Genomic DNA, 20,717 nt, shown 5'->3' on the forward strand with positions numbered 1-20,717 from the left:
CGTGGGGATAACCGGAGCAGAACCGGTTATGTTCCTGATGAGACAAATATGTTCTCGTTTTGTTCTGACGGTCAAGCGGATTTTGCGTTGTCTTGCGCTTTTGTCGCGGTGGCCTGAGGTCTATCCCGAAAATTCAATGACTTGATTGCGCAGCCTATCGGTACTGCGCCGACGGTAAGTCGCCGTCTTCAGGCGGCAGCGCGACGCGGCGAGAGTCCGCCGAGGCGGTGGGTAACGGGCTTGGGGCCGCGGTGATGGCGCAGCGGGCTGCGTGGGATGCGAGCCAGCACGCGATGCTCGCGCAGGGTCAAGCGGACCTCTTCGGTGGGGACGGGCTGACGCAGCGCCGCCCGAAGATCCGCCAGAGGGGCGAGCGCGCCGCGGAAGCTCATGGCGATCGCGCCAACGGCCAGCGCCCCAAGAGCCGCGAACATGAAATCGAACAACACGGACATGGACCTGCTCCTTTGCCTGCCCCCGATTTGCCCCCGTGCTGTGCCCTAACCTGTGGAAAAACCTGTTCGAAACCTGTGTCTGAGCTCTAGCACGGGAATTACTTAGGTAAAACTACTAAGAAGCGGAAAGGATGCGTTAAGGCCTTGATCGCGCGCAAATTCCTGCGTCCGGCGCGCTTTTTGCCCGAAATTGGGGCTGGCTTTGCGCGGTAAATCGGACTAAGGGCGCCGCTTCCGCAGGTTGCCTGTTCCCATTCCGGGGGCAGGGCCAGGCGGAAATCCACATGGGAAGCATCACATACCGGTGCCGCAGCGGGCCCTTCCGCACGGTTCCAGCTTCCCAGAGGTCCAACCGGAAAGGAATTATCCTATGGCGGCTCCTACCGTCACGATGCAGCAACTGATCGAGGCCGGCGCGCACTTCGGCCACCAGACCCACCGCTGGAACCCGCGGATGAAGCCGTACATCTTCGGCGCCCGCAACGGTGTGCACATCCTCGACCTGTCGCAGACCGTGCCGCTCTTCGCGCGCGCGCTCGACTTCATCTCGTCGACCGTCGCCGCCGGCGGCAAGGTGCTCTTCGTCGGCACCAAGCGCCAGGCGCAGCAGCCGATCGCCGAAGCCGCCCGTGCGGCCGGCCAGCACTTCGTCAACCACCGCTGGCTGGGCGGCATGCTCACCAACTGGAAGACCATCTCGGGCTCGATCAAGCGCTTCAAGGCGCTCGAAGAGCAGCTCTCGGGCGACACCGCGGGCCTGACCAAGAAGGAAGTCCTCCAGCTGACGCGCGAGCGTGACAAGCTCGAGCTGTCGCTTGGCGGTATCCGCGACATGGGCGGCATCCCCGACGTCATGTTCGTGATCGACGCCAACAAGGAAGAGCTGGCGATCAAGGAAGCCAACGTCCTGGGTATCCCGGTCGTCGCGATCCTCGATTCGAACGTCTCGCCCGATGGCATCGCCTTCCCGATCCCGGCCAACGACGACGCCAGCCGCGCCATCCGCCTCTACTGCGACGCGGTGAGCCAGGCTGCCAAGAAGGGCGGCCGCGATGCCGTCGTTTCGTCGGGTGCCGACATCGGCGCGTTCGACAACCCGCTGGCCGAAGACGCCATCGCGGAAACCGCCGAGGCCTGATGATGATGGCCGCTTCGCCGCGGCTGTCATGAAGTTGTCGCGCTCCGGGCCCACGGGCCCGGGCGCATCACAAGCATTTCTACAAGAGGAAATCCGCAATGGCTTACACCGCCACTGACGTGAAGAACCTGCGCGAGCGCACCGGCGCCGGCATGATGGACTGCAAGAAGGCTCTCGACGAGACCGGCGGCGACATGGAAGCCGCCGTCGACAGCCTGCGCGCCAAGGGCCTCGCCGCCGTCGCCAAGAAGTCCAGCCGCACCGCGGCCGAGGGCCTGGTCGGCGTCGCCGTTGCCGGCACCAAGGGCGTTGCCGTCGAGGTGAACTCGGAAACCGACTTCGTCGCCAAGAACGAGCAGTTCCAGGACTTCGTGCGCAAGACCACGCAGGTCGCGCTCGAGACCGGCACGTCGGACGTCGAAGCCCTGAAGGCTGCCGCCTATCCCGACGGCGGCACGGTCGCCGACACGCTGACCAACAACGTCGCGACGATCGGTGAGAACCAGCAGGTTCGCCGCATCAAGCAGGTCGCCGTGTCGCAGGGCATCGTCGTGCCCTACATGCACAACGCCGCTGCGCCGAACCTCGGCAAGATCGGCGTGCTCGTCGCGCTCGAATCGGAGGCCGGTGCCGACGTGCTCGAGCCGCTGGGCAAGCAGATCGCCATGCACATCGCCGCGGCGTTCCCGCTGGCGCTGAACGCCGAGGATCTCGACGCCGACACCCTGGCCCGCGAGCGCAAGATCGCGGCCGAGAAGGCGGCCGAAAGCGGCAAGCCCGCCGAGGTCCAGGCCAAGATGGTCGACGGCGCCGTGGCCAAGTACGCCAAGGACAACGCGCTGCTCTCGCAGCTGTTCGTCATCGACAACAAGACCCCGATCGCCCAGGTCGTCGAGCAGGCCGGCAAGGCCGCTGGCACCAAGATCGTGCTCAAGGACTATGTCCGCTTCCAGCTCGGTGAAGGCATCGAGAAGGAAGTCAGCGACTTCGCGGCAGAAGTTGCCGCCGCGGCCGGTCTGAACTGATCGCGCACCCTCTCCGTTCCGCTGCGGCGGGACGGGGAGGGGCCATCGGGCCCTGCGGGGTCCGTCGCCTCCCTCGCGCTGCGCCAGGGAGGATTTTTTACGCCCAGCGCGCACTTGGCAGCCTCCCGCTTAGGGCTATAAGGGCCGCCTTCCCGCCAAACGGACGCTTTCGCACCCATGAGTTCGCCCAGCTACAAACGCATCCTGCTCAAGCTCTCCGGCGAGGTGCTGATGGGGAACCAGCAGTTCGGCATCGATTCCGATTTCGTCGCCGAACTGGCCAAGGAAGTGAAGGCGGCCAAGGATACCGGGCTCGAGATCTGCCTCGTCATCGGTGGTGGCAACATCTTCCGCGGCATGGCCGGTGCGGCCAAGGGCATGGACCGCGCCCAGGCCGACTACATGGGCATGCTGGCGACGGTGATGAACGCTCTGGCTATGCAGAATGCGCTCGAACAGCTCGGCGTGCAGACGCGCGTGCAGTCGGCCGTGCAGATGGACGCGGTCTGCGAGCCGGTGATCCGCCGCCGCGCTGAGCGTCACCTCGAAAAGGGCCGCGTGGTGATCTTCGCCGCGGGTGTCGGCGCGCCTTACTTCACCACCGACAGCGGGGCTGCGCTGCGCGCCGCCGAGATGCGCTGCGACGCGCTGCTCAAGGGCACCAGCGTCGATGGTGTCTACGATGCCGATCCCAAGACGAACCCCGACGCGAAGCGTTATGATTCCGTCGATTACGATACGGTCCTGGCGGATAACCTGAAGGTCATGGACGCCTCGGCCGTGGCGCTGTGCCGCGACAACAACATTCCGATCGTCGTGTTCTCGATCCGCGAGAAGGGCAACCTCGCCCGCGTTCTCGCCGGTGAGGGCGTGCAGACGATCGTGCAGAAGGGAGCCTGAACATGGCCAAGTACGACAAGGCGGATCTCGAACGCCGCATGAAGGGCGCCGTGGAATCGCTGCGCAGCGACCTTTCCGGTCTGCGCACGGGCCGTGCCAACACCGCGCTGCTCGATCCGATCACGGTCGAGGTCTATGGCGCGATGATGCCGCTCAACCAGGTCGCGACCGTCTCCGCGCCCGAGCCGCGGCTGCTGTCGGTGCAGGTCTGGGACAAGTCGAACGTGACCCCGGTGGAGAAGGCGATCCGCTCGGCCGGGCTCGGCCTGAACCCGATCAACGACGGCAACAACATCCGTTTGCCGATCCCCGATCTGACCGAAGAGCGTCGCAAGGAACTTGCCAAGCTTGCGCACCAATATGCTGAAAAGGCTCGTGTTGCCATTCGCAACGTCCGCCGCGACGGCATGGACGCACTCAAGGCCGACGAAAACAAGAAGGAAATCTCGGAAGACGAGCGCAAGCGCGGTGAGACCGAGGTGCAGAAGCTGACCGACGAGCAGATCAAGGCGCTCGACGAGGTAGCGGCGCAGAAGGAAAAAGAAATCCTCTCCCAGTGAGGCCAGGTTCGGCACAGATCGGGGGAGGGCATGGGTAAGGCCATGAGTAGGGCCCGCCACGTCGCGATTATCATGGACGGCAACGGCCGGTGGGCGAAGAAGCGCCACCTGCCGCGCGTGGTCGGGCACCAGCGCGGGGTCGAGGCCGTGCGCAAGCTGGTCCGCGCCGCGGGTGCCATGGGGCTCGAGGCGCTGACGCTCTATGCCTTCTCGACCGAGAACTGGCGGCGTCCCGAGGACGAGATTTCGGCGCTGATGGGGCTGCTCAAGCGCTTCATCCTCAGCGACCTCGAGGAATTCGCCGCAGACAACGTGCGTCTCAAGATCATCGGCGATTACAAGGCCTTGCCGGCTGATGTGGTCGAACTGATCGAAGGTGCGATCGCGCGCACCGCGGCCAATACCGGCTCGACCCTGGCGGTCGCGCTCAACTATGGCGCGCAGGACGAGATCGCCCGCGCCGCGCGTGCTGCGGCAGCCAAGGGCGAGATCACGCCCGAGACGATCGCCGCCGAGCTCGACACCGCCGATCTGCCACCACTCGACCTGCTGATCCGCACTTCGGGCGAGATCCGGCTGTCGAATTTCCTGCTGTGGCAGGCGGCCTATGCCGAGATGTGGTTCACCGACGTGCTCTGGCCCGATTTCACGCCTGCGCATCTCGAAGAGGCGCTGGCCGCCTTCGCCGATCGGGAGCGCCGCTATGGAGGGCGCTGACCGCAAGGCCAAAGGCGCCTCCGACCTCGGCGTGCGGGCGGCCTCGGCCGTGGTCATGGTCCTAGTCGCGGGTACGGCGCTGTGGCTGGGCGGCACGGTCTGGTCGGTGTTCGTCCTGGCGATCGCCGCCGGCGTGATGTGGGAATGGTCGCGGTTGACCCTGGGGCTGTCCGACAAGGTCGCGCCGCGGGTGATCTGGATCCTCGTCGGCATCGTCTACATCACCGTCGCCGCGCGGATGCTCGAATATGTCCGCGGGCTCGAACCCGACGGGCTGGTGGGGACCCTGGCGATCGTGGCGACGGTGATTGCCGTCGACGTCGGGGCCTATTTCGCCGGCCGCACGATCGGCGGCCCCAAGATCGCGCCGAAGATCAGCCCGTCCAAGACCTGGGCCGGGCTTGCCGGTGGCATGCTGGGTGCGACGGCGCTGCTCGCGGTCTATTTCCAGCGGTTCGGTGCCACGCCGATCGCCGCGCTCACCGCCGGGCCGATCATCGCCGCCGTCGCCCAGGCCGGCGACTTCTTCGAAAGCTGGATGAAGCGCCGGGCGGGCGTGAAGGATTCGAGCGGGCTGATCCCGGGGCATGGCGGCCTGTTCGATCGGGTCGACGGCCTGCTCGCGGTGCTTTTCCTGGCGGGAATTCTCCACGCCTTGGGTATGATGTGACGATGCGCAGAATCTCGATCCTCGGCGCGACGGGCTCGATCGGCGCTTCGACGCTCGACCTGGTCCGCCGCGCGCCGTTCGACTGGAAGGTCGTCGCGCTCACCGCCAACGGCAACGTCGCCGAACTGGCCCGGCTCGCGCGCGAATTCGGCGCCGAGATCGCCGTGACCGCCGATGCCGCCTGCCTGTCCGATCTGCGCGAGGCGCTGGCCGGCACGGGCATCGAGGCCGCGGGTGGACCTGCTGCGCTGGTCGAGGCCGCGGGGCGGCCTGCCGACATCACGATCGCGGCGATCGTCGGCTGCGCCGGCCTCGCGCCGACGATGGCCGCGATCGAGCAGGGTAATACGGTCGGTCTTGCCAACAAGGAGGCGCTGGTCTCGGCCGGCGAGGTCATGACCTCGGCCGTGGCACGCCATGGCGCGACCCTGCTGCCCGTCGATTCCGAGCACAACGCGATCTTCCAGTGCCTGGCCGGCAACGATCCCGCGCACGTCCGCTCGATCACCTTGACCGCCAGCGGTGGTCCGTTCCGCGACTGGTCGCTCGAACAACTCGTCGGCGCGACGCCGGCTCAGGCGGTCAAGCATCCGAACTGGGACATGGGCGCCAAGATCAGCGTCGACAGCGCGACGATGTTCAACAAGGGCCTCGAACTGATCGAGGCGCACCATCTGTTCCCGGTCGGGCTCGATAGGCTGCGGATCATCGTTCATCCGCAGTCGGTGGTGCACTCGATGGTCGAGTACCGCGACGGTTCGACCCTGGCGCAGCTCGGCCCTTCGGACATGCGCGTGCCGATCGCCTCGGTGCTGGCCTGGCCGGAGCGGATCGACACGCCGCTGGCGCCGCTCGATCTCGCCGCGATCGGCGAACTCAGCTTCCGCGCGCCCGACGAGGTTCGCTTCCCCGCGACGCGGCTCGCGCGGCAGGCGGCAGAGGCGGGCGGCGCGATCCCGGCCGTGCTCAACGCCGCCAACGAAATCGCCGTCGCCGCCTTCCTGGCCGGTCAGATCGGGTTCACCCGCATCGCCGCACATGTCGAGGACGTGCTTTCGTGCTATGCCCCGCCTGCGCCCGCCTGTCTCGCCGACGTCATCGCGGTGGACGCCGAGGCGCGCGACCGCGCAAAAGCGCTGATGGAGCCTGCCTGACTTGAGCCATTCCCCTTCGCTGCTGCTGACCCTGCTGGCCTTCGTCCTGGTGTTGGGGCCGCTCGTGCTGATCCACGAGCTTGGCCACTATCTGGTCGGCCGCTTCTTCGGGGTGAAGGCCGAGGCCTTCTCGATCGGCTTTGGTAAGGAGATTGCGGGTTGGACCGACCGGCGCGGTACGCGCTGGAAGCTCTCGGCGCTGCCGCTGGGCGGCTATGTCCAGTTCGCCGGCGACATGAACGCGGCCTCGATGCCCGATGCCAATGCCGCCGACGGACTGACCCCGGCCGAGCGCGAGCAGCTGTTCCAGTCGAAGGCGCTGTGGCAGCGCGCGCTGATCGTCGCGGCCGGGCCGGTGACCAACCTGGTCTTCGCCGTGCTGATCTTCGCCGCGTTCAACCTGGCCTATGGCAAGATCGTGGCGACCCCCGAAGTCGGCTTGTTCGCCCCCAATTCGACCGCCCAGGCGGCCGGGCTCAGGCTCGGGGACCGCATCGTCTCGATCGACGGCAATGCCATCGATAGCTTCACCGACATTCCCGAACACGTCGTGCCCTATCCGGGCAAGACGGTGACACTCGTGGCCAAGCGCGGCGGCGAGCAGATCACCCTGGCCGTGCCGGTTGAGGAGCGGATCGAGCGTGACCGGTTCGGCAACGAGGCGCGCATCGGCCGGATCGGCATAGGCGCCGGACGCGGGCGCATCGTGCCTGTCGGGCCGGGCGAGGCGGTGACGCTCGCCGTCGATCAGACCGCGGGCATCATCCGCATGACGGTGACCGGTATCGGCCAGATCTTCTCGGGCGATCGCTCGGTCGAGGAACTCGGCGGACCTATTAAGATCGCCAAGTATTCGGGCGAGCAATTGAGCCTCGGCTGGCAGAAATTCGTCAGTTTCGTCGCGCTGATCTCAATTAATTTGGCATTCATCAACCTGCTGCCAATTCCTGCTCTCGACGGCGGGCACCTGGCTTTCTACGCGGCCGAAGCGGTGCGTCGTAAGCCGTTGGGTCTCCGCAGTCAGGAATGGGCGTTCCGCACGGGCATGGCATTGGTGCTGGCCCTCATGCTGTTCGTTACGATCAACGATCTGGCCGGACTGCCGCTTTTCGGTGGCTAACCCGGTCAGGCCGGTGGAGAACTTGCAACTGACAGCCCTCGATACCGACTGACTGCTTGATTGGCCGGGCGCCATCGGGCAGAGGGCTGCGACTGCCTGCGGGAGCGGTAGCGCGGTCGGGTGGGAGGACTGCCTTTTGCCGCAATGTTTCGGACTATTGCCGAACTGTGACGGGATTTAGCGTGTCGATGATGGGAATGACGATGGTTCGCAGCCTTGATTATCGCCGCGCGTCCGGTTTGGCGGCGGCGCTTCTGGGAACCACGATCCTGGCGGGGCAGCCCGTCTACGCCCAGGCGACGAGTGCGCCGGCACGCAGCCCGGCGCGCGCTGCGACGCCTGCGCCCGCCAAGGCTGTTCCGGCGATCACGCCGCCGGCTCCGGGTGAGGCCGCGATGCCGATCACCACGCTGACCGTGGTCGGTTCGCAGCGTCTCGAGCCCGATACGATCCTGTCCTACGTCAAGCTGCGCGTCGGCCAGCCCTATACCCAGACCGCGGCCGACCAGGCGCTGAAGGACCTCTTCGCGACCGAGCTGTTCGCCGATGCCCAGGTGCGCAACGACAACGGCAACGTCGTCATCCAGGTCAAGGAAAACCCGGTCGTCAACCGGATCATCCTCGAGGGCAACAAGCGCATCAAGGACGAGAAGATCCTGCCCGAGATCAAGGTCTCGCCGCGCCAGATCTTCACGCGTTCCAAGGTCCGCGCCGACGTCGCCCGCATCATCGAGCTCTACAAGCGCCAGGGCCGCTTCGCCGCCACGGTCGAGCCGAAGATGGTCAGCCTCGAGCAGAACCGCGTCGACATCGTCTTCGAGATCACCGAGGGGCCGAAGTCGAAGGTCCGCCAGATCAACATCATCGGCAACGAGAAGTTCTCCGACGGCGATCTGCGCGGCGAGATGGTGACCAAGCAGGCGCGCTTCACCCGCCTGTTCAGCTCGGGCACCAGCTACGATCCCGATCGCATGGCCTTCGACCAGCAGAAGCTGCGCCAGTTCTACCTGACCGAGGGCTATGCCGATTTCCGCGTGGTGTCGGGCGTGGCCGAGCTTACGCCGGACAAGAAGGACTTCATCATCACCTACGTGGTGGAGGAAGGCGAGCGCTACAAGTTCGGCGACGTCAAGGTCGACAGCCAGCTGCGCGACTTCGACGGCGAGACCTTGGCCAAGCAGCTGCCGATGAAGAAGGGCGACTGGTACAACGCCAAGATGGTGGAAGACACCATCGAGAAGCTGAACGAGACCGCCGGCGCCTTCGGCTATGCCTTCGCCGACGTCCGCCCCGACTACGATCGCAGCAAAGACGATCTGACCATGGGCGTCACCTTCCAGATCCAGGAAGCGCCGCGCGTCTACGTCGAGAAGATCGACGTCAACGGCAACACCTTGACCCAGGACAAGGTCGTGCGCCGCGAGTTCCGCATCGCCGAGGGTGACGCGTTCAATTCGCTGCAGGTCAAGCGTTCGACCAACCGCATCAAGTCGCTCGGCTACTTCCAGGAGAAGTTCGAGGTCGAGCAGAAGCCGGGCTCGGCGCCCGACCGCATCATCCTCGAAGCCAATGTCGAGGAAAAGCCGACCGGCGAGCTCCAGCTCTCGGCGGGCTTCTCGTCGATCGAGAGCTTCATCTTCCAGGCTTCGGTCCAGCAGCGCAATTTCCGCGGCCGCGGCCAGACGATCGGCCTCTCGGGTTCGTACTCGCGCTATTCGAAGTCGATCGAGACGAGCTTCACCGAGCCTTACGTGTTCGACAAGAACGTCTCGGCCTCGGTCTCGATCTACCGCCGCGACTACAACAGCTTCAACTTTGCGAACTCGGACCGCCGCACGACCTACGAGCAGGCGACCACGGGTATCCAGTTCCGTGCGGGCGTGCCGCTGACCGAGTACCTGACCGCGGTGGGCAGCTATACGCTGAACTACGACGACATTTCGCTCGATCGGAACCAGTTCTACACCGACCGCGTCAGCGCGGGCAATTTCCGCTGCGATCCTCTGCTCGCCGGCCGCTACCTCTGCGAGGCCATCGGCAAGCGCACGAGCTCGATCGTCGGTCTCTCGCTGATCTACGACACGCTCGACAACCGCGTGCGTCCTTCGCGTGGCCTGCTCGCCACGGTCAGCACCGACTTTGCCGGCCTCGGTGGCTCGGTGAAGTATGCGCGCCTGCGTGCCAATGCCGCACGTTACTGGCCGGTCGGCGGTGGCTTCATCTTCTCGATCTCGGGCGAGGGCGGCGTGATCAAGTCGCTCGACAACAGCGGCAATGCGGCGCTGGGTATCGACGACGTTCGCCTGACCGACCGCTTCTACCTCGGCGAGCCGCAGATGCGCGGCTTCGACATCCGCGGCATCGGTCCGCGCGTCATCCGCAAGTTCTACAACGACGCCAATGGCAACGGCGTGAACGAGGACGGTGAGTTCTCGGCCGATCGCAACGATTGGACCGATGACGCGCTGGGCGGCAAGTATTACTATCAGGCTCGTGCCGAACTCGAGATCCCGCTGGGTTCGGGCGCGCGCGAACTGGGCCTGCGCCCGTCGATCTTCGCCGACGTCGGCGCGGTCTGGGGCGTGCGTCGCCCGCTGACCGACGATTTCAAGTCCGATCAGTTCATCCCGAGCCGCGACGCCAATGGCATTCCGCAGTACACGGTAATCTGCAACGGCGCGGCCACGCTCGTTTCGAGCGCCAACGGCGCGCCGGCCAGCGATCCGTCGTGCGTCGCCTCGGGCGACGGCGTGACCGCGGCAGGCAGCACGATCCCCGCCTACCGCGAGTTCTTCCTCGGCAACACCTGGAAGCCGCGTTTGGCCATCGGCATCGGCGTCAACTGGAATTCACCCTTCGGCCCCTTCCGCATCGACTTCTCGAAGGTCATCCTGAAGCAGGAAGGCGACGATCCCAAGACTTTCACTTTCAACGTGGGAACTCAATTCTGATGAAGACCATTCTCAAGTCCGTCGCTGCGGCCGGTCTGATGCTCGCCGCTGCCACCCCCGCCATCGCCCAGGCGCAGGCCGCTGCCGGTCCGCTCGTGCCGGGTCTGGCCGTCGCCGACCTCGATGGCGTCGTCGCCAACTCGCACGCCTACAAGACCGCGCAGAGCCAGCGTCCGACCACCTACAAGCCGCAGCTCGACCAGGCCGAGGCCCGCCGCAAGGCGATCGTCGCGCAGGTCACGCCGCTGGTCGAGAAGTTCAACAAGGACCGCGCTGCGCCCACGCCGAACCAGGCCGCGCTGCAGACCCAGGCCCAGCAGATCCAGCAGATCCAGCAGGCGGGCGAGCAGGAACTGCGCCAGATCCTGCAGCCGGTCGGAATGTCGGAAGCCTATGTCCAGGAACAGATCGCCGACAAGCTCGACGCCGCGGTGAAGGCCGCCATGGCCAAGAAGAAGATCTCGCTGCTGCTCTCGCCGCAAGCCGTGACCGCCTTCAACAACAACGGCTACAACATCAGCCAGGACATCGTGAACGAGCTGAACACGCTGATCCCGTCGGCCACGCTGGTCCCGCCCGCGGGCTGGGAACCGCGCGAAGTGCGCGAGCAGCGCGCGCAGCAGCAGGCCGCACAGGGCCAGGCGCCGGCTGCACCGGCGACGACCACGACGCAGCCCTCGGGCCGCTGAGGTCGGGAACCGGGGAATGGCTGAGGAAACCAAGGCTGCAGAGGCGCCTGCTTACGACATCGTGAAGATCCTGAACGCGCTGCCGCATCGCTACCCGCTGCTGCTCGTCGACAAGGTCCTCACCCTCGAGATCGGCGAGGAGATTCGCGCGGTCAAGGCGGTCAGCTTCAACGAGCAGTTCTTCCAGGGCCATTTCCCCGGCCGCCCGATCATGCCCGGCGTCCTCCAGATCGAGGCGCTGGCTCAGGCCGCGGCGATTCTGGCGATCGAGACGCTCGAACTCGCGGGTTCGGGCAAGCTCGTCTACTTCATGGCGATCGAGGAAGCGAAGTTCCGCGCTCCCGTGGAACCGGGCTGCCTGCTCGAGCTCAACGTCGGCTTCGTCCAGAAGCGCGCGCGGGTCTGCAAGTTCTGGGGCAAGGCCTCGGTCGACGGCAAGGTCACCTGCGAAGTCCAGTTCACCGCGATGGTGGCGGACCCGCCGGCTTGATCAGTGCGGCGGGGACATCCGTCCCCGCCTTGCGGCACCGGCCCGCTCCCCCACCCGACCACTCTACGATAGTACCCTATGGGTGGCCGGGTGGGGGAGCGGGCCGGTGCCGCAACCCAGCCGTCAGGCTGGACAAACAGGCGAAGCGCCGCTATGCGCGCGCCTTCCATTCAGGCCGGTCGGAACCGGCCGCAACGAAAGTGAATGCGATGAAGAGCGGAATCCACCCCGACTATCACATGATCAAGGTCCAGATGACCGACGGCACCGTGTTCGAGACGCGCTCGACCTGGGGCAACGAAGGCGACACGCTGGCTCTCGAAATCGATCCGACCTCGCACCCGGCCTGGACCGGCGGCAAGGCGCAGCTTCAGGACGGCGGCCGCGTGGCTCAGTTCAAGAAGCGCTTCGGTGGGCTCACGCTCAAGAAGGACTGATTCGGTCTCATCGCCGGTATCACGAAAGAGGGCGGTCCCGCGGGGCCGCCCTTTTGCGTTTGGCCTTTAGCGTTGGCGAACAGGCGATGTGCGAAAACTCACAAGCTGCCTGTGCCCTGAATCACAGCTCGCATCGCGGGAATCGGTCAAACCGTAGACAGGCCCGGCGATGCCGCATCGCAGGGCTGGGGCACGCAGCGTGGCGAAAGCGCGTTGTGCAGAGACCGGGCGGAGTGGCGCTTTCCGATCGCCGCGACATTCCGCCCGGTCTTTTGCGTGTTCCGTCGGAGCATCCTGGATGCGGTTACGCGATGCCGGTTCGCCAATCTTCGTCGCTCCTGCGAAGGCAGGGGGCTAACTGACCGCGCCGCCTGGCACCCTCGGTATCAGAACGTGAACTTGGTTAGGCCCCTGCCTTCGCAGGGGCGACGGGCAGGTTTGCACCGGGCTGTCAGTCGGGCCTCAGCCCCAGGGGCGTTCGCGGTACCAGCGCGTGATCACGTACTTGCGGCCGGCGCGAACCTTCATGCCGTGGTGGAGGCTGGCGGGATTGACCATGCCGTCGGGGCGGCGGTTGTTCCAGATCAGCAGCTTGCCGCGCTCGGGCTGGACGGTCTTGTCTAGCCATTTGAACCGCGTCGCGCCGCCGGCCTCGACGTCGTTCAGATAGATCATGTAGGTCCAGGTGCGCTGGCCTGCGACCGCGCAGTGGATCTGGTAGTCGGTGCCATTGGGCTCGAAATAGTCGGTATGCGGCTTGAATTCCTGGCCGACGTCATAGCGCTGGCCCTGCAGCGGTTCGCCATGAGCGGGATGAATCCCCGATATGTGCCCGAGCAGCCGGTCCAGCCCTGCGACGATCGGATCGGACGCGTCGAGATCGCAGGTCGAACTCGTGCGGAACAGTTCGTCGCCGTTGTCGTCGGCGATGGTCGAGGGGCGATGCTGGGCCTCGATCCGCGCGACCAGCGCGTCGCACGACGCGGCGTCGAGGAAATTGCGGTACTGGTAGAGCTCGAGCCGCGGCGAGGGCACGCGCTGCATGTTGGGAAACGAGAGCAGGTGCTCTGCCGATGATTCGCCCGGTCCGGTCATAGGAGCCCCTCATAAGCGGCGACGCGGGGGAAGAAAATCGGGCCAAGGCACGAGCAGCGCAATTTTCGCTTCCCAATTCGCAGCGCTTGTGCAAATGCGCGCTCCCACCCCGATGGCTCGGTCGAGCCCGGTGGTGACAGCGCCTCGTGCGCGATTTGTGGCGATCGTAGCTCAGTTGGTTAGAGCGCCGGTTTGTGGTACCGGAGGTCGTGGGTTCGAACCCCATCGATCGCCCCATTCTCTCCTTTCTGCACGGGCATTTCGGCGGTGCGTAAGCACGCCTTGCCCCTTGCCCGCGGCGGCGGGCGCTGCCAAAAGCGCCGCGATCATGCACGGCTTCGCCAATCCTGCCCGTTTCCTGCGTATCGCGCGCTGGCTGATGCCGTTGCTGATGGTTTCGGGCGTGGTCCTGGCCGCCGCTTCGCTGGCCTGGGGGCTGTTCTTCGCCCCGGCCGAAGGCCTGCAGGGCGAGACCGTGCGCATTCTCTATATCCATGTGCCGTCGGCCTGGCTCGGCATGGGCGGCTGGACCGCGATCGCCGTGGCCAGCCTGACCGAACTGGTCTGGCGCCACCCACTGGCGGGCATCGCTGCGCGTGCCGTCGCGGTGCCGGGCGCGGTGTTCACCGCCGTGTGCCTCGTCACCGGCTCGCTCTGGGGCCGACCGGCCTGGGGGACCTGGTGGGTCTGGGACGGTCGGCTGACCTCGATGCTGGTCCTGCTGTTCCTCTATTTCGGCTATGCCGCCCTGGCCCAGGCGGCCAGCGGAGCGGGGCAGGGCGGCTCGCGCGTGCCGGCGGTGTTCGGCCTGATCGGCGCGGTGAACATTCCGATCATCCATTATTCGGTGCTGTGGTGGAATAGCCTGCACCAGCCGCCGAGCATTTCGGTGGGCAAGTCCGCCATGGCCGTGGACTTCCTCGTGCCGCTGTTGATTGCGACGGTCGGCTTCTCTTTGATTTTCGGCGGCGTCGTGCTCGCGCGGATGCGCGCGATCCTTGCCGACATCCAGGCCGAGGCGCGTCTGCGCCGCAAGGCCGGAGCCGCGGCCTGATGCGCGAAGCTCTCGATCCCTGGACCTTCATCTGGGCCGCCTATGCCATTGGTGTGGGCGGAACCGCGCTGATGATCGGCTGGAGCCTGATATCGATGCGTGCGGCCGAACGCCGGCGCGAGCGGAGCCGCGAGCGATGACTAACCCTGCTGCGTCCAAAGGAGCGGCCGGCATCAAGGCCAAGCACCAGCGTCTCGTGCTCGTCGCCATCGCGCTCGTCGCGCTGATCGGCGCGGCGCTGCTGGCGATCTGGGGGCTGCGCAGCCAAGCGAGCTATTTCTACGTACCGAGCGACATCCTGGCCGCGCGGCCCGATCCCGATCGCGGCGTGCGCCTGGGCGGCATGGTCGAGAAGGGCTCGCTCAAGACCGAACCCGATGGCGTGACGATCGCCTTCGTCGTCCACGACGGCAAGGCGCGTGTGCCCGTGAAGTTCAAGGGTATCGTGCCCTCGCTGTTCGTCGAGGGATCGGGTGTGGTGGCCGAGGGCAAGCTCGCGGCCGACGGGACTTTCGTCGCCGACAATCTCCTCGCCAAGCATGACGAGAAATACGTCCCGCGCGAGATGAAAGAGATGACCGAGGCGCAAGCCAAGCAAGTGGTGGCCGAAACGCAATGATCGCCGAATTCGGCCTTGCCGCGCTGTGGCTAGCGGCCGCCCTCGCAGGCCTGCAACTGCTCGCCGGTGCACTGGGCCTGACCGCTCGTGGCGTGGCGCTGGGCGCAATCGTGCGCCCGGTCGCGGTGGTACAGGGCCTGCTGGCGCTGATCGCCTTCGTCGCGCTGATCGTGCTGTTCTGCCAGACCGACCTCTCGGTGAAGCTCGTGGCGATGAACTCGCACTCGGCCAAGCCGCTGATCTACAAGTTCGCCGGAACCTGGGGCAACCACGAGGGCTCGATGCTGCTCTGGGTAACCGTGATGGGCCTGGCCGGCAGCTTCGTCGCCCTGGTCGAGCGGCGCTTGCCCGAGCCGACGATGCTGGCGACCCTCGCGGGCCAGGCCTTCGTCAGCCTGGGCTTCTACGCCTTCCTGCTGCTGTCCTCGAATCCGTTCGAGCGGATCAGCCCGGTTCCGGCCGAAGGGCAGGGGCTCAACCCGCTGCTCCAGGACATGGGCCTCGCCTTCCATCCGCCGACGCTCTACGTCGGTTATGTCGGGCTCTCGATCGCCTTCAGCTTCGCGATCGGCGCGCTGATCACGCGCGAGGTCGGACCGGCCTTCGCGCGGGCCATGCGCCCCTGGGTGCTCGGCGCCTGGATATTCCTGACGCTTGGCATCACCGCCGGCTCCTACTGGGCCTATTACGAGCTCGGCTGGGGCGGCTGGTGGTTCTGGGACCCGGTCGAGAACGCATCGCTGATGCCCTGGCTCGCGGCGACGGCACTGCTGCATTCGTGCTCGGTGCTCGCCGCGCGCAACGCGCTGCGAGCCTGGACGATCATGCTTGGCGTGGTCGCCTTCTCGATGTCGATGGTCGGCACCTTCCTCGTGCGCTCGGGCATCCTGACCTCGGTTCACGCTTTCGCGGTCGATCCCGAGCGCGGCTCGTTCATCCTCGTGCTGCTCGCGATCTACATCGGCGGCGCGCTGACCCTGTTCGCCGTGCGCGCGGCCTCGGTGACCGAAGGCGAGCGCTTCGCTCCGGTCAGCCGCGAGGGCGCGCTGGTGTTCAACAACGTCATGCTCTCGGCCGTGCTCGGTATCGTCCTGTTCGGGACGCTCTATCCGCTCGTGGCCGAGGCGATGGGCGCCAAGGTCTCGGTCGGGCCGCCCTACTTCAATCCGATGAGCGCGCTGTTCGTCGTGCCGATGCTGCTGGTCATGGCGGTGGGGCCGCTGCTGCGCTGGCGCCGCGACGGCTTCACGCGCGTGCGCAAGGCTCTCGCGATCCCGGCTGGCCTGATCGTCCTGGCGGCGATTGGCGTGGCAGCCTGGGGCGGAGTCGGCCTGCTGCCCTTCATCGGCCTGGCGCTTGCGGGCGGGCTCGCCGTCGCCAGCCTGCTGCCGCTGCGCGGACGCAGCCTGCGCCGCACGCCGCTGGCCACCTGGGGCATGGTCGTCGCGCACCTGGGCGTCGCGGTCGCGCTGTTCGGCATGGCCAGCGAGAGCGCGTTCTCGGTCGAGAAGCTGGTGGCCGCGCGGATCGGCGAGACCACCGCCGTCGGTCCTTGGCACGTCAAGCTCGAGGGCATCCGCCCCGTCGCCGGCCCGAACTGGACGGCGCTCGAGGCCGATCTGACCGCCTCCTACGCCGGTGGTTCGCCGACCAAGGCCCATCCGCAGGCCCGCTTCTTCTGGTCGCCGCCGCAGCCGACCAGCGAATCGGCGCTGCTGACGCGCTGGAACGGACAGCTCTATGCCGTGCTCGGCGAAGAGGCCGATGACGGTCGCTGGCAACTCCGCCTCTGGTGGAAGCCCTTCGTGACAATGATCTGGTTCGGCGGCCTGATGATCGGCCTGGGTGGCCTGCTCGCGCTGCTGGGACGCGTCGCCAGCGACCTGCGTCGCTACGTCGCGCGCGGCAAGATCGCCTATCGCCGCGAAAGGCAGGGCCGATGACCGAGACTTCCGCTGCACCGAAACCGCGCCGCTGGGCGATCTGGCTGCCGCTGGTGCTGTTCCTCGGCTTCGTCGGCCTCGTGCTGCTCGGCCTGTTCCGCCCGGCCGATCGCGAAGTCGCGAGCGCCATGGTCGGTAAGCCACTCCCGGCGTTCGACCTGCCCGCCGCCACGGCCGACAAGCCCGGCCTGGCGTTCAAGGACTTCGCCGCGGGCGGCAAGCCGCGGCTGCTCAACGTATTCGCCTCGTGGTGCATTCCCTGCGCGGTCGAGGCGCCGCAGCTCGACCAGCTCGCCAAGATGGGCATCGAGATCAACGGTATCGCCATTCGCGACCACCGCGAGGACGTGACCGCCTTCCTCGCGCGCAACGGCAATCCCTTTACCCGCATCGGCGCCGACGACGTCAGCAAGGTGCAGATGGCGATGGGTTCCTCGGGCGTGCCCGAAACCTTCGTGATCGATGGCAAGGGCGTGATCCGCTACCAGCACATCGGCGAGATCCGGGCCGATCAGATGCCGATGATCCTCGAGAAGCTGAAGGAGGCGGAACAGTGAAGCGTCTGCTGATCCTGCTGCTCATGGTCTTCGCCGCGCCGGCTTTCGCGCAGGACACGATGCCGCCGGCACCCTACGCCTATCGCCAGCTCGACAACCCGGCGCAGGAGGAAAAGGCACAGGCGCTGATGGAGACGCTTCGGTGTCTCAAGTGCCAGAGCCAGTCGATCGCCGATTCGGACGCGCCGATGGCGGGCGACATGCGTAGCCAGGTGCGCGAGCGCATTGCCGCCGGCGAGGATCCCGAGGCGATCCGCGCCTGGCTGGTCGAACGCTATGGCGACTATGTTTCCTATGCACCGCGGGTGACCGCGCTGACCTGGCCGCTGTTCATCCTGCCGGTCGTGCTGCTGGTGCTGGCCTCGCTGCTGCTGAGCCGGCGTTTCCGCAAGGGAGGCGGCGAATGAGCTGGCTTTGGGCGCTTCTCCTCGCGATCGTCGCGCTCGCGCTGATCCTGCTGCTGCTCCGCTGGTTCGGCCAGCCGCGCAGCGGTTGGGAAGCGATCGCCGCGGCGCTGTTGCTGGGAATCGCCGGCTATGGCTTGCAGGGCCGTCCTGGCATGCCCGGGTCGCCCAAGGCCCCGGCCGAGACGATCGCGGGGAATTCTCCCGAATTGGTCGAGGCACGCAAGTCGCTCGCAGGAGCAGGTGCGAGCGGAGAAACAAACAACAAATGGAGCATCATCGCCGACGCGCTGGCGCGGCATGGCCAGTTCGCCGATGCCGCCGGCGTACTGCTCGGCGCGGTCGACAAGAACCCGCGCGACGGAGATGCCTGGCTGGCCCTGGCCAATGCGCTGGTCGGCCATGCCGAAGGTTCGCTGTCGCCGGCCGCGCTCTTCGCGTTCCGCAACGCGGCGACCGTCGCACCCGAGCATCCGGGGCCGCCGTTCTTCCTGGGCCTGGCCATGGCGCAGTCGGGGCGGTTCGACGACGCCCGCGCGATCTGGACCGAGCTGCTGGCCCGGACCCCGCCCGACGCGCCCTGGCGGCCGGATCTTGTGGATAAGCTGCAGCGGCTCGACATGATCGTCGCGCGGCAGAACGCGATGCAGGGCATGCCGATGGGTCAGCCTGGAACAATGCCCTAGAAAACGGGTTTCTCAGGCCGATTGCGGGGGCCTTCGCTTGCTGCTAAGCGCCGCCTCCTTGCCGCATTGCGGCATGGAACCCAGTCGCGACAGGGCGCAGGCATGAGCGAATCGATTTCGGACGACGCAGGTGCCAGTAGCGGTGAGGCCGTCGCGCCAACCCAGCCGATAACCGGCCACCACGGACATCACGACCACCACGGCGGCGCGCTCAAGCTCGCCATCGGCGCCATTGGCGTCGTCTTCGGCGATATCGGTACGAGCCCGCTCTACGCGATGCGCGACACCTTCGCCGGGCATCATCGCCTGCCGCTCGATCCGCTGCACATCTACGGCATCGTCAGCCTGATGTTCTGGTCGATGATGGTCATCGTGACGCTCAAGTACGTCACGGTGATCATGCGCGCCGACAACCGCGGCGAGGGCGGCAGCCTGGCGCTGCTGGCGCTGATCAACAAGCACACCGGCGTCAAGAAATGGTCAGGCGGGATCGTCCTGCTCGGGATCTTCGCGACCTCGTTGTTCTACGGCGATTCGATGATCACGCCGGCGGTCTCGGTGCTGTCGGCGATCGAAGGCCTGGCGGTCTATCAGCCGCACCTCGGCCCTGCGGTCGTGCCGCTGGTCGTCGGTATCCTCATCTTCCTGTTCATGATCCAGAGCCGTGGCACGGCCAAGGTCGCCGCCTTCTTCGGCCCGATCATGCTCGTCTACTTCGCGGTGATCTCGGTGCTCGGCGTGATCAGCATCGCCGCGCTGCCCGAGGTGATCTCGGCGCTGAGCCCGCATCATGCGATCACGATGTTCGTCCACGATCCGTGGCGCGGCTTCCTGGCGATGGGCTCGGCCGTGCTGGCCGTGACCGGCGCCGAGGCGCTCTACGCCGACATGGGCCACTTCGGCCGCAAGCCGATCCGCATCTCGTGGCTGGCCTTCGTGCTGCCGGCGCTGGTGCTCAACTACCTCGGTCAGGCTTCGCTGTTGCTGCGCACCCCAGCCGCGCTCGAGAGCCCGTTCTATCTGCTGGCGCCCGAATGGTTCCAGTGGCCGCTGCTGATCATCGCCTCGATGGCCGCGATCATCGCCTCGCAGGCCGTGATCACCGGCGCCTTCTCGGTCACCCAGCAGGCGATCCAGCTCGGCTTCATCCCGCGCATGACGATCCGCCACACCAGCCTCCAGGCCGGACAGATCTACATTCCGGTGATAAACTTCGGCCTGATGATCGCGGTGATCCTGCTGGTCCTCGTGTTCCAGCGTTCGTCGAACCTGACCGCGGCCTACGGCATCGCCGTGACCGGCGCGATGGCGATCGACAACTTCCTGCTCGCGGTCGTGCTGTTCCAGCTGTGGAAGTGGAAGCCCTGGCTCGCGGTGCCGCTGCTGGCGCTGTTCTTCGTGCTCGACGCCGCCTACCTCAGCGCCAACCTGACCAAGATCCCCGATGGCGGCTGGGTGCCGCTGATGATGGGCATCGGCATCTTCACCCTGCTGACGACCTGGTCGAAGGGCCGCCAGCTGATGCGCGCCAACATGGCCGAGGGGACGATCCCGATCGAAGTCTTCGCCAAGAGCGCCCATTCGAGCGCGGCGCGCGTGCCCGGCACCGCCGTTTTCATGGCCTCGACCGACCTGGGCGTGCCTTCGGCGCTGCTGCACAACATCAAGCACAACAAGGTGCTGCACGAGCGCGTTGTGATTCTGACCGTCGCCATCCAGGGCGTGCCCTATGTCGACGAGGGCGATCGCTTCACGGTCAAGGACATGGGCAACGGCTTCTACCGCCTGATCCTGCGCTACGGCTTCCTCGAGGAGACCGACGTGCCCGAGGCGCTCAAGGGCGTGACCATGTGCGGCGAGCCGTTCCAGATGATGAAGACCAGCTTCTTCCTCTCGCGCCAGACCCTGCTGCCCTCGGCCAAGCCCGGCATGGCGCTATGGCGTGAGAAGCTGTTCGCCTGGATGCTGCGCAACGCCGCGAGCGCGATGGAGTTCTTCCGCCTGCCGACCAACCGCGTGGTCGAACTGGGTAGCCAGATCGAGATCTGAGCCG

At 66.4% G+C, this 20,717-nt stretch carries 22 protein-coding genes and 1 tRNA gene; 21 read left to right on the forward strand and 2 right to left on the reverse strand.

Going from position 1 to position 20,717, the window contains the following annotated elements; translation table 11 throughout:
• Window positions 1–188: 188 nt before the first annotated feature.
• On the reverse strand, window positions 189–455 hold the full coding sequence (locus OLX23_RS03130; protein WP_264442974.1) for a hypothetical protein: 267 nt from the start codon (window positions 453–455) through the stop codon (window positions 189–191).
• 370 nt (window positions 456–825) lie between these two features.
• Here OLX23_RS03130 and rpsB point away from each other — a divergent pair, with 370 nt between their 5' ends.
• From rpsB to rpmE, 12 genes are all read left to right on the forward strand, one after another.
• Window positions 826–1,593: a 30S ribosomal protein S2 gene (gene rpsB, locus OLX23_RS03135; RefSeq protein WP_264442975.1), complete on the forward strand. Its 768-nt coding sequence runs from the start codon at window positions 826–828 to the stop codon at window positions 1,591–1,593.
• Window positions 1,594–1,691: 98 nt separating this feature from the next.
• Complete coding sequence (gene tsf / locus OLX23_RS03140; RefSeq protein ID WP_264442976.1) at window positions 1,692–2,618, forward strand: translation elongation factor Ts; 927 nt, start codon at window positions 1,692–1,694, stop codon at window positions 2,616–2,618.
• Window positions 2,619–2,795: 177 nt separating this feature from the next.
• Window positions 2,796–3,518 (forward strand): UMP kinase, encoded by a 723-nt coding sequence (pyrH, locus tag OLX23_RS03145; RefSeq protein ID WP_264442978.1) that lies wholly within the window; start codon window positions 2,796–2,798, stop codon window positions 3,516–3,518.
• Between the two features lie 2 nt (window positions 3,519–3,520).
• The gene (gene frr, locus OLX23_RS03150) at window positions 3,521–4,078 is read left to right on the forward strand and encodes a ribosome recycling factor (protein WP_264442980.1); all 558 of its coding nucleotides are present in this window, start codon (window positions 3,521–3,523) and stop codon (window positions 4,076–4,078) included.
• A 42-nt stretch (window positions 4,079–4,120) separates the two neighbouring features.
• Window positions 4,121–4,795, forward strand: a complete 675-nt coding sequence (gene uppS, locus OLX23_RS03155) for a polyprenyl diphosphate synthase (RefSeq protein WP_264442981.1) — start codon at window positions 4,121–4,123, stop codon at window positions 4,793–4,795.
• Entirely contained in the window at window positions 4,782–5,465 is a 684-nt protein-coding gene (locus OLX23_RS03160; protein ID WP_264442983.1) for a phosphatidate cytidylyltransferase, read from the forward strand. Before uppS ends, OLX23_RS03160 begins: the two co-directional genes overlap by 14 nt.
• Before the next feature lie 2 nt (window positions 5,466–5,467).
• Entirely contained in the window at window positions 5,468–6,619 is a 1,152-nt protein-coding gene (gene dxr, locus OLX23_RS03165; protein WP_264442985.1) for a 1-deoxy-D-xylulose-5-phosphate reductoisomerase, read from the forward strand.
• A 1-nt stretch (window position 6,620) separates the two neighbouring features.
• Complete coding sequence (rseP, locus tag OLX23_RS03170; RefSeq protein ID WP_264442987.1) at window positions 6,621–7,739, forward strand: RIP metalloprotease RseP; 1,119 nt, start codon at window positions 6,621–6,623, stop codon at window positions 7,737–7,739.
• 197 nt (window positions 7,740–7,936) lie between these two features.
• A complete protein-coding gene (gene bamA, locus OLX23_RS03175) occupies window positions 7,937–10,690 on the forward strand; it encodes an outer membrane protein assembly factor BamA (RefSeq protein ID WP_413629779.1) in 2,754 nt (917 codons plus the stop codon).
• Window positions 10,690–11,379, forward strand: coding sequence for an OmpH family outer membrane protein (locus OLX23_RS03180; RefSeq protein ID WP_264442989.1), 690 nt, complete (start codon window positions 10,690–10,692; stop codon window positions 11,377–11,379). Before bamA ends, OLX23_RS03180 begins: the two co-directional genes overlap by 1 nt.
• A gap of 16 nt (window positions 11,380–11,395) precedes the next feature.
• Window positions 11,396–11,869 (forward strand): 3-hydroxyacyl-ACP dehydratase FabZ, encoded by a 474-nt coding sequence (gene fabZ / locus OLX23_RS03185; RefSeq protein ID WP_264442990.1) that lies wholly within the window; start codon window positions 11,396–11,398, stop codon window positions 11,867–11,869.
• A gap of 209 nt (window positions 11,870–12,078) precedes the next feature.
• Window positions 12,079–12,306, forward strand: coding sequence for a 50S ribosomal protein L31 (rpmE, locus tag OLX23_RS03190; RefSeq protein ID WP_264442992.1), 228 nt, complete (start codon window positions 12,079–12,081; stop codon window positions 12,304–12,306).
• 462 nt (window positions 12,307–12,768) lie between these two features.
• Here rpmE and OLX23_RS03195 read toward each other — a convergent pair whose 3' ends face one another.
• Window positions 12,769–13,401, reverse strand: coding sequence for a prolyl hydroxylase family protein (locus OLX23_RS03195; protein WP_264442993.1), 633 nt, complete (start codon window positions 13,399–13,401; stop codon window positions 12,769–12,771).
• A 160-nt stretch (window positions 13,402–13,561) separates the two neighbouring features.
• Between OLX23_RS03195 and OLX23_RS03200 the strand changes: the two genes are divergently transcribed.
• From OLX23_RS03200 to OLX23_RS03240, 9 genes are all read left to right on the forward strand, one after another.
• Window positions 13,562–13,638: transfer RNA gene (locus OLX23_RS03200), tRNA-His, on the forward strand.
• Window positions 13,639–13,729: 91 nt separating this feature from the next.
• Entirely contained in the window at window positions 13,730–14,455 is a 726-nt protein-coding gene (gene ccmC / locus OLX23_RS03205) for a heme ABC transporter permease CcmC (protein WP_264442996.1), read from the forward strand.
• Window positions 14,455–14,595, forward strand: a complete 141-nt coding sequence (locus OLX23_RS03210) for a hypothetical protein (RefSeq protein ID WP_264442998.1) — start codon at window positions 14,455–14,457, stop codon at window positions 14,593–14,595. Before ccmC ends, OLX23_RS03210 begins: the two co-directional genes overlap by 1 nt.
• Window positions 14,592–15,074: a cytochrome c maturation protein CcmE gene (gene ccmE / locus OLX23_RS03215; protein WP_264443000.1), complete on the forward strand. Its 483-nt coding sequence runs from the start codon at window positions 14,592–14,594 to the stop codon at window positions 15,072–15,074. The genes OLX23_RS03210 and ccmE overlap by 4 nt, the downstream gene beginning before the upstream one ends.
• On the forward strand, window positions 15,071–17,017 hold the full coding sequence (locus OLX23_RS03220; RefSeq protein WP_264443001.1) for a heme lyase CcmF/NrfE family subunit: 1,947 nt from the start codon (window positions 15,071–15,073) through the stop codon (window positions 17,015–17,017). The genes ccmE and OLX23_RS03220 overlap by 4 nt, the downstream gene beginning before the upstream one ends.
• Window positions 17,014–17,574 carry a DsbE family thiol:disulfide interchange protein gene (locus tag OLX23_RS03225; protein WP_264443002.1) on the forward strand — a complete coding sequence of 187 codons (561 nt, stop codon included), beginning with the start codon at window positions 17,014–17,016 and terminating at the stop codon, window positions 17,572–17,574. The genes OLX23_RS03220 and OLX23_RS03225 overlap by 4 nt, the downstream gene beginning before the upstream one ends.
• A 23-nt stretch (window positions 17,575–17,597) precedes the next feature.
• Window positions 17,598–17,981: a cytochrome c-type biogenesis protein CcmH gene (locus OLX23_RS03230; RefSeq protein ID WP_264443727.1), complete on the forward strand. Its 384-nt coding sequence runs from the start codon at window positions 17,598–17,600 to the stop codon at window positions 17,979–17,981.
• Window positions 17,978–18,664, forward strand: a complete 687-nt coding sequence (locus tag OLX23_RS03235; RefSeq protein WP_264443004.1) for a tetratricopeptide repeat protein — start codon at window positions 17,978–17,980, stop codon at window positions 18,662–18,664. The genes OLX23_RS03230 and OLX23_RS03235 overlap by 4 nt, the downstream gene beginning before the upstream one ends.
• A 102-nt stretch (window positions 18,665–18,766) precedes the next feature.
• Window positions 18,767–20,713, forward strand: coding sequence for a potassium transporter Kup (locus OLX23_RS03240; RefSeq protein WP_264443007.1), 1,947 nt, complete (start codon window positions 18,767–18,769; stop codon window positions 20,711–20,713).
• Window positions 20,714–20,717 lie beyond the last annotated feature (4 nt).

The sequence above is a fragment of the Novosphingobium sp. JCM 18896 genome (assembly GCF_025938095.1).
Lineage (GTDB): Bacteria > Pseudomonadota > Alphaproteobacteria > Sphingomonadales > Sphingomonadaceae > Novosphingobium.

Excerpts from the sequence above, each read along its gene's own strand:
- OLX23_RS03130 (WP_264442974.1), bottom strand. The coding sequence starts at position 455 with ATGTCCGTGTTGTTCGATTTCATGTTCGCGGCTCTTGGGGCGCTGGCC.
- rpsB (WP_264442975.1), top strand. The coding sequence starts at position 826 with ATGGCGGCTCCTACCGTCACGATGCAGCAACTGATCGAGGCCGGCGCG.
- tsf (WP_264442976.1), top strand. The coding sequence starts at position 1,692 with ATGGCTTACACCGCCACTGACGTGAAGAACCTGCGCGAGCGCACCGGC.
- pyrH (WP_264442978.1), top strand. The coding sequence starts at position 2,796 with ATGAGTTCGCCCAGCTACAAACGCATCCTGCTCAAGCTCTCCGGCGAG.
- frr (WP_264442980.1), top strand. The coding sequence starts at position 3,521 with ATGGCCAAGTACGACAAGGCGGATCTCGAACGCCGCATGAAGGGCGCC.
- uppS (WP_264442981.1), top strand. The coding sequence starts at position 4,121 with ATGAGTAGGGCCCGCCACGTCGCGATTATCATGGACGGCAACGGCCGG.
- OLX23_RS03160 (WP_264442983.1), top strand. The coding sequence starts at position 4,782 with ATGGAGGGCGCTGACCGCAAGGCCAAAGGCGCCTCCGACCTCGGCGTG.
- dxr (WP_264442985.1), top strand. The coding sequence starts at position 5,468 with ATGCGCAGAATCTCGATCCTCGGCGCGACGGGCTCGATCGGCGCTTCG.
- bamA (WP_413629779.1), top strand. The coding sequence starts at position 7,937 with ATGACGATGGTTCGCAGCCTTGATTATCGCCGCGCGTCCGGTTTGGCG.
- OLX23_RS03180 (WP_264442989.1), top strand. The coding sequence starts at position 10,690 with ATGAAGACCATTCTCAAGTCCGTCGCTGCGGCCGGTCTGATGCTCGCC.
- fabZ (WP_264442990.1), top strand. The coding sequence starts at position 11,396 with ATGGCTGAGGAAACCAAGGCTGCAGAGGCGCCTGCTTACGACATCGTG.
- rpmE (WP_264442992.1), top strand. The coding sequence starts at position 12,079 with ATGAAGAGCGGAATCCACCCCGACTATCACATGATCAAGGTCCAGATG.
- OLX23_RS03195 (WP_264442993.1), bottom strand. The coding sequence starts at position 13,401 with ATGACCGGACCGGGCGAATCATCGGCAGAGCACCTGCTCTCGTTTCCC.
- ccmC (WP_264442996.1), top strand. The coding sequence starts at position 13,730 with ATGCACGGCTTCGCCAATCCTGCCCGTTTCCTGCGTATCGCGCGCTGG.
- OLX23_RS03210 (WP_264442998.1), top strand. The coding sequence starts at position 14,455 with ATGCGCGAAGCTCTCGATCCCTGGACCTTCATCTGGGCCGCCTATGCC.
- ccmE (WP_264443000.1), top strand. The coding sequence starts at position 14,592 with ATGACTAACCCTGCTGCGTCCAAAGGAGCGGCCGGCATCAAGGCCAAG.
- OLX23_RS03220 (WP_264443001.1), top strand. The coding sequence starts at position 15,071 with ATGATCGCCGAATTCGGCCTTGCCGCGCTGTGGCTAGCGGCCGCCCTC.
- OLX23_RS03225 (WP_264443002.1), top strand. The coding sequence starts at position 17,014 with ATGACCGAGACTTCCGCTGCACCGAAACCGCGCCGCTGGGCGATCTGG.
- OLX23_RS03230 (WP_264443727.1), top strand. The coding sequence starts at position 17,598 with ATGGTCTTCGCCGCGCCGGCTTTCGCGCAGGACACGATGCCGCCGGCA.
- OLX23_RS03235 (WP_264443004.1), top strand. The coding sequence starts at position 17,978 with ATGAGCTGGCTTTGGGCGCTTCTCCTCGCGATCGTCGCGCTCGCGCTG.
- OLX23_RS03240 (WP_264443007.1), top strand. The coding sequence starts at position 18,767 with ATGAGCGAATCGATTTCGGACGACGCAGGTGCCAGTAGCGGTGAGGCC.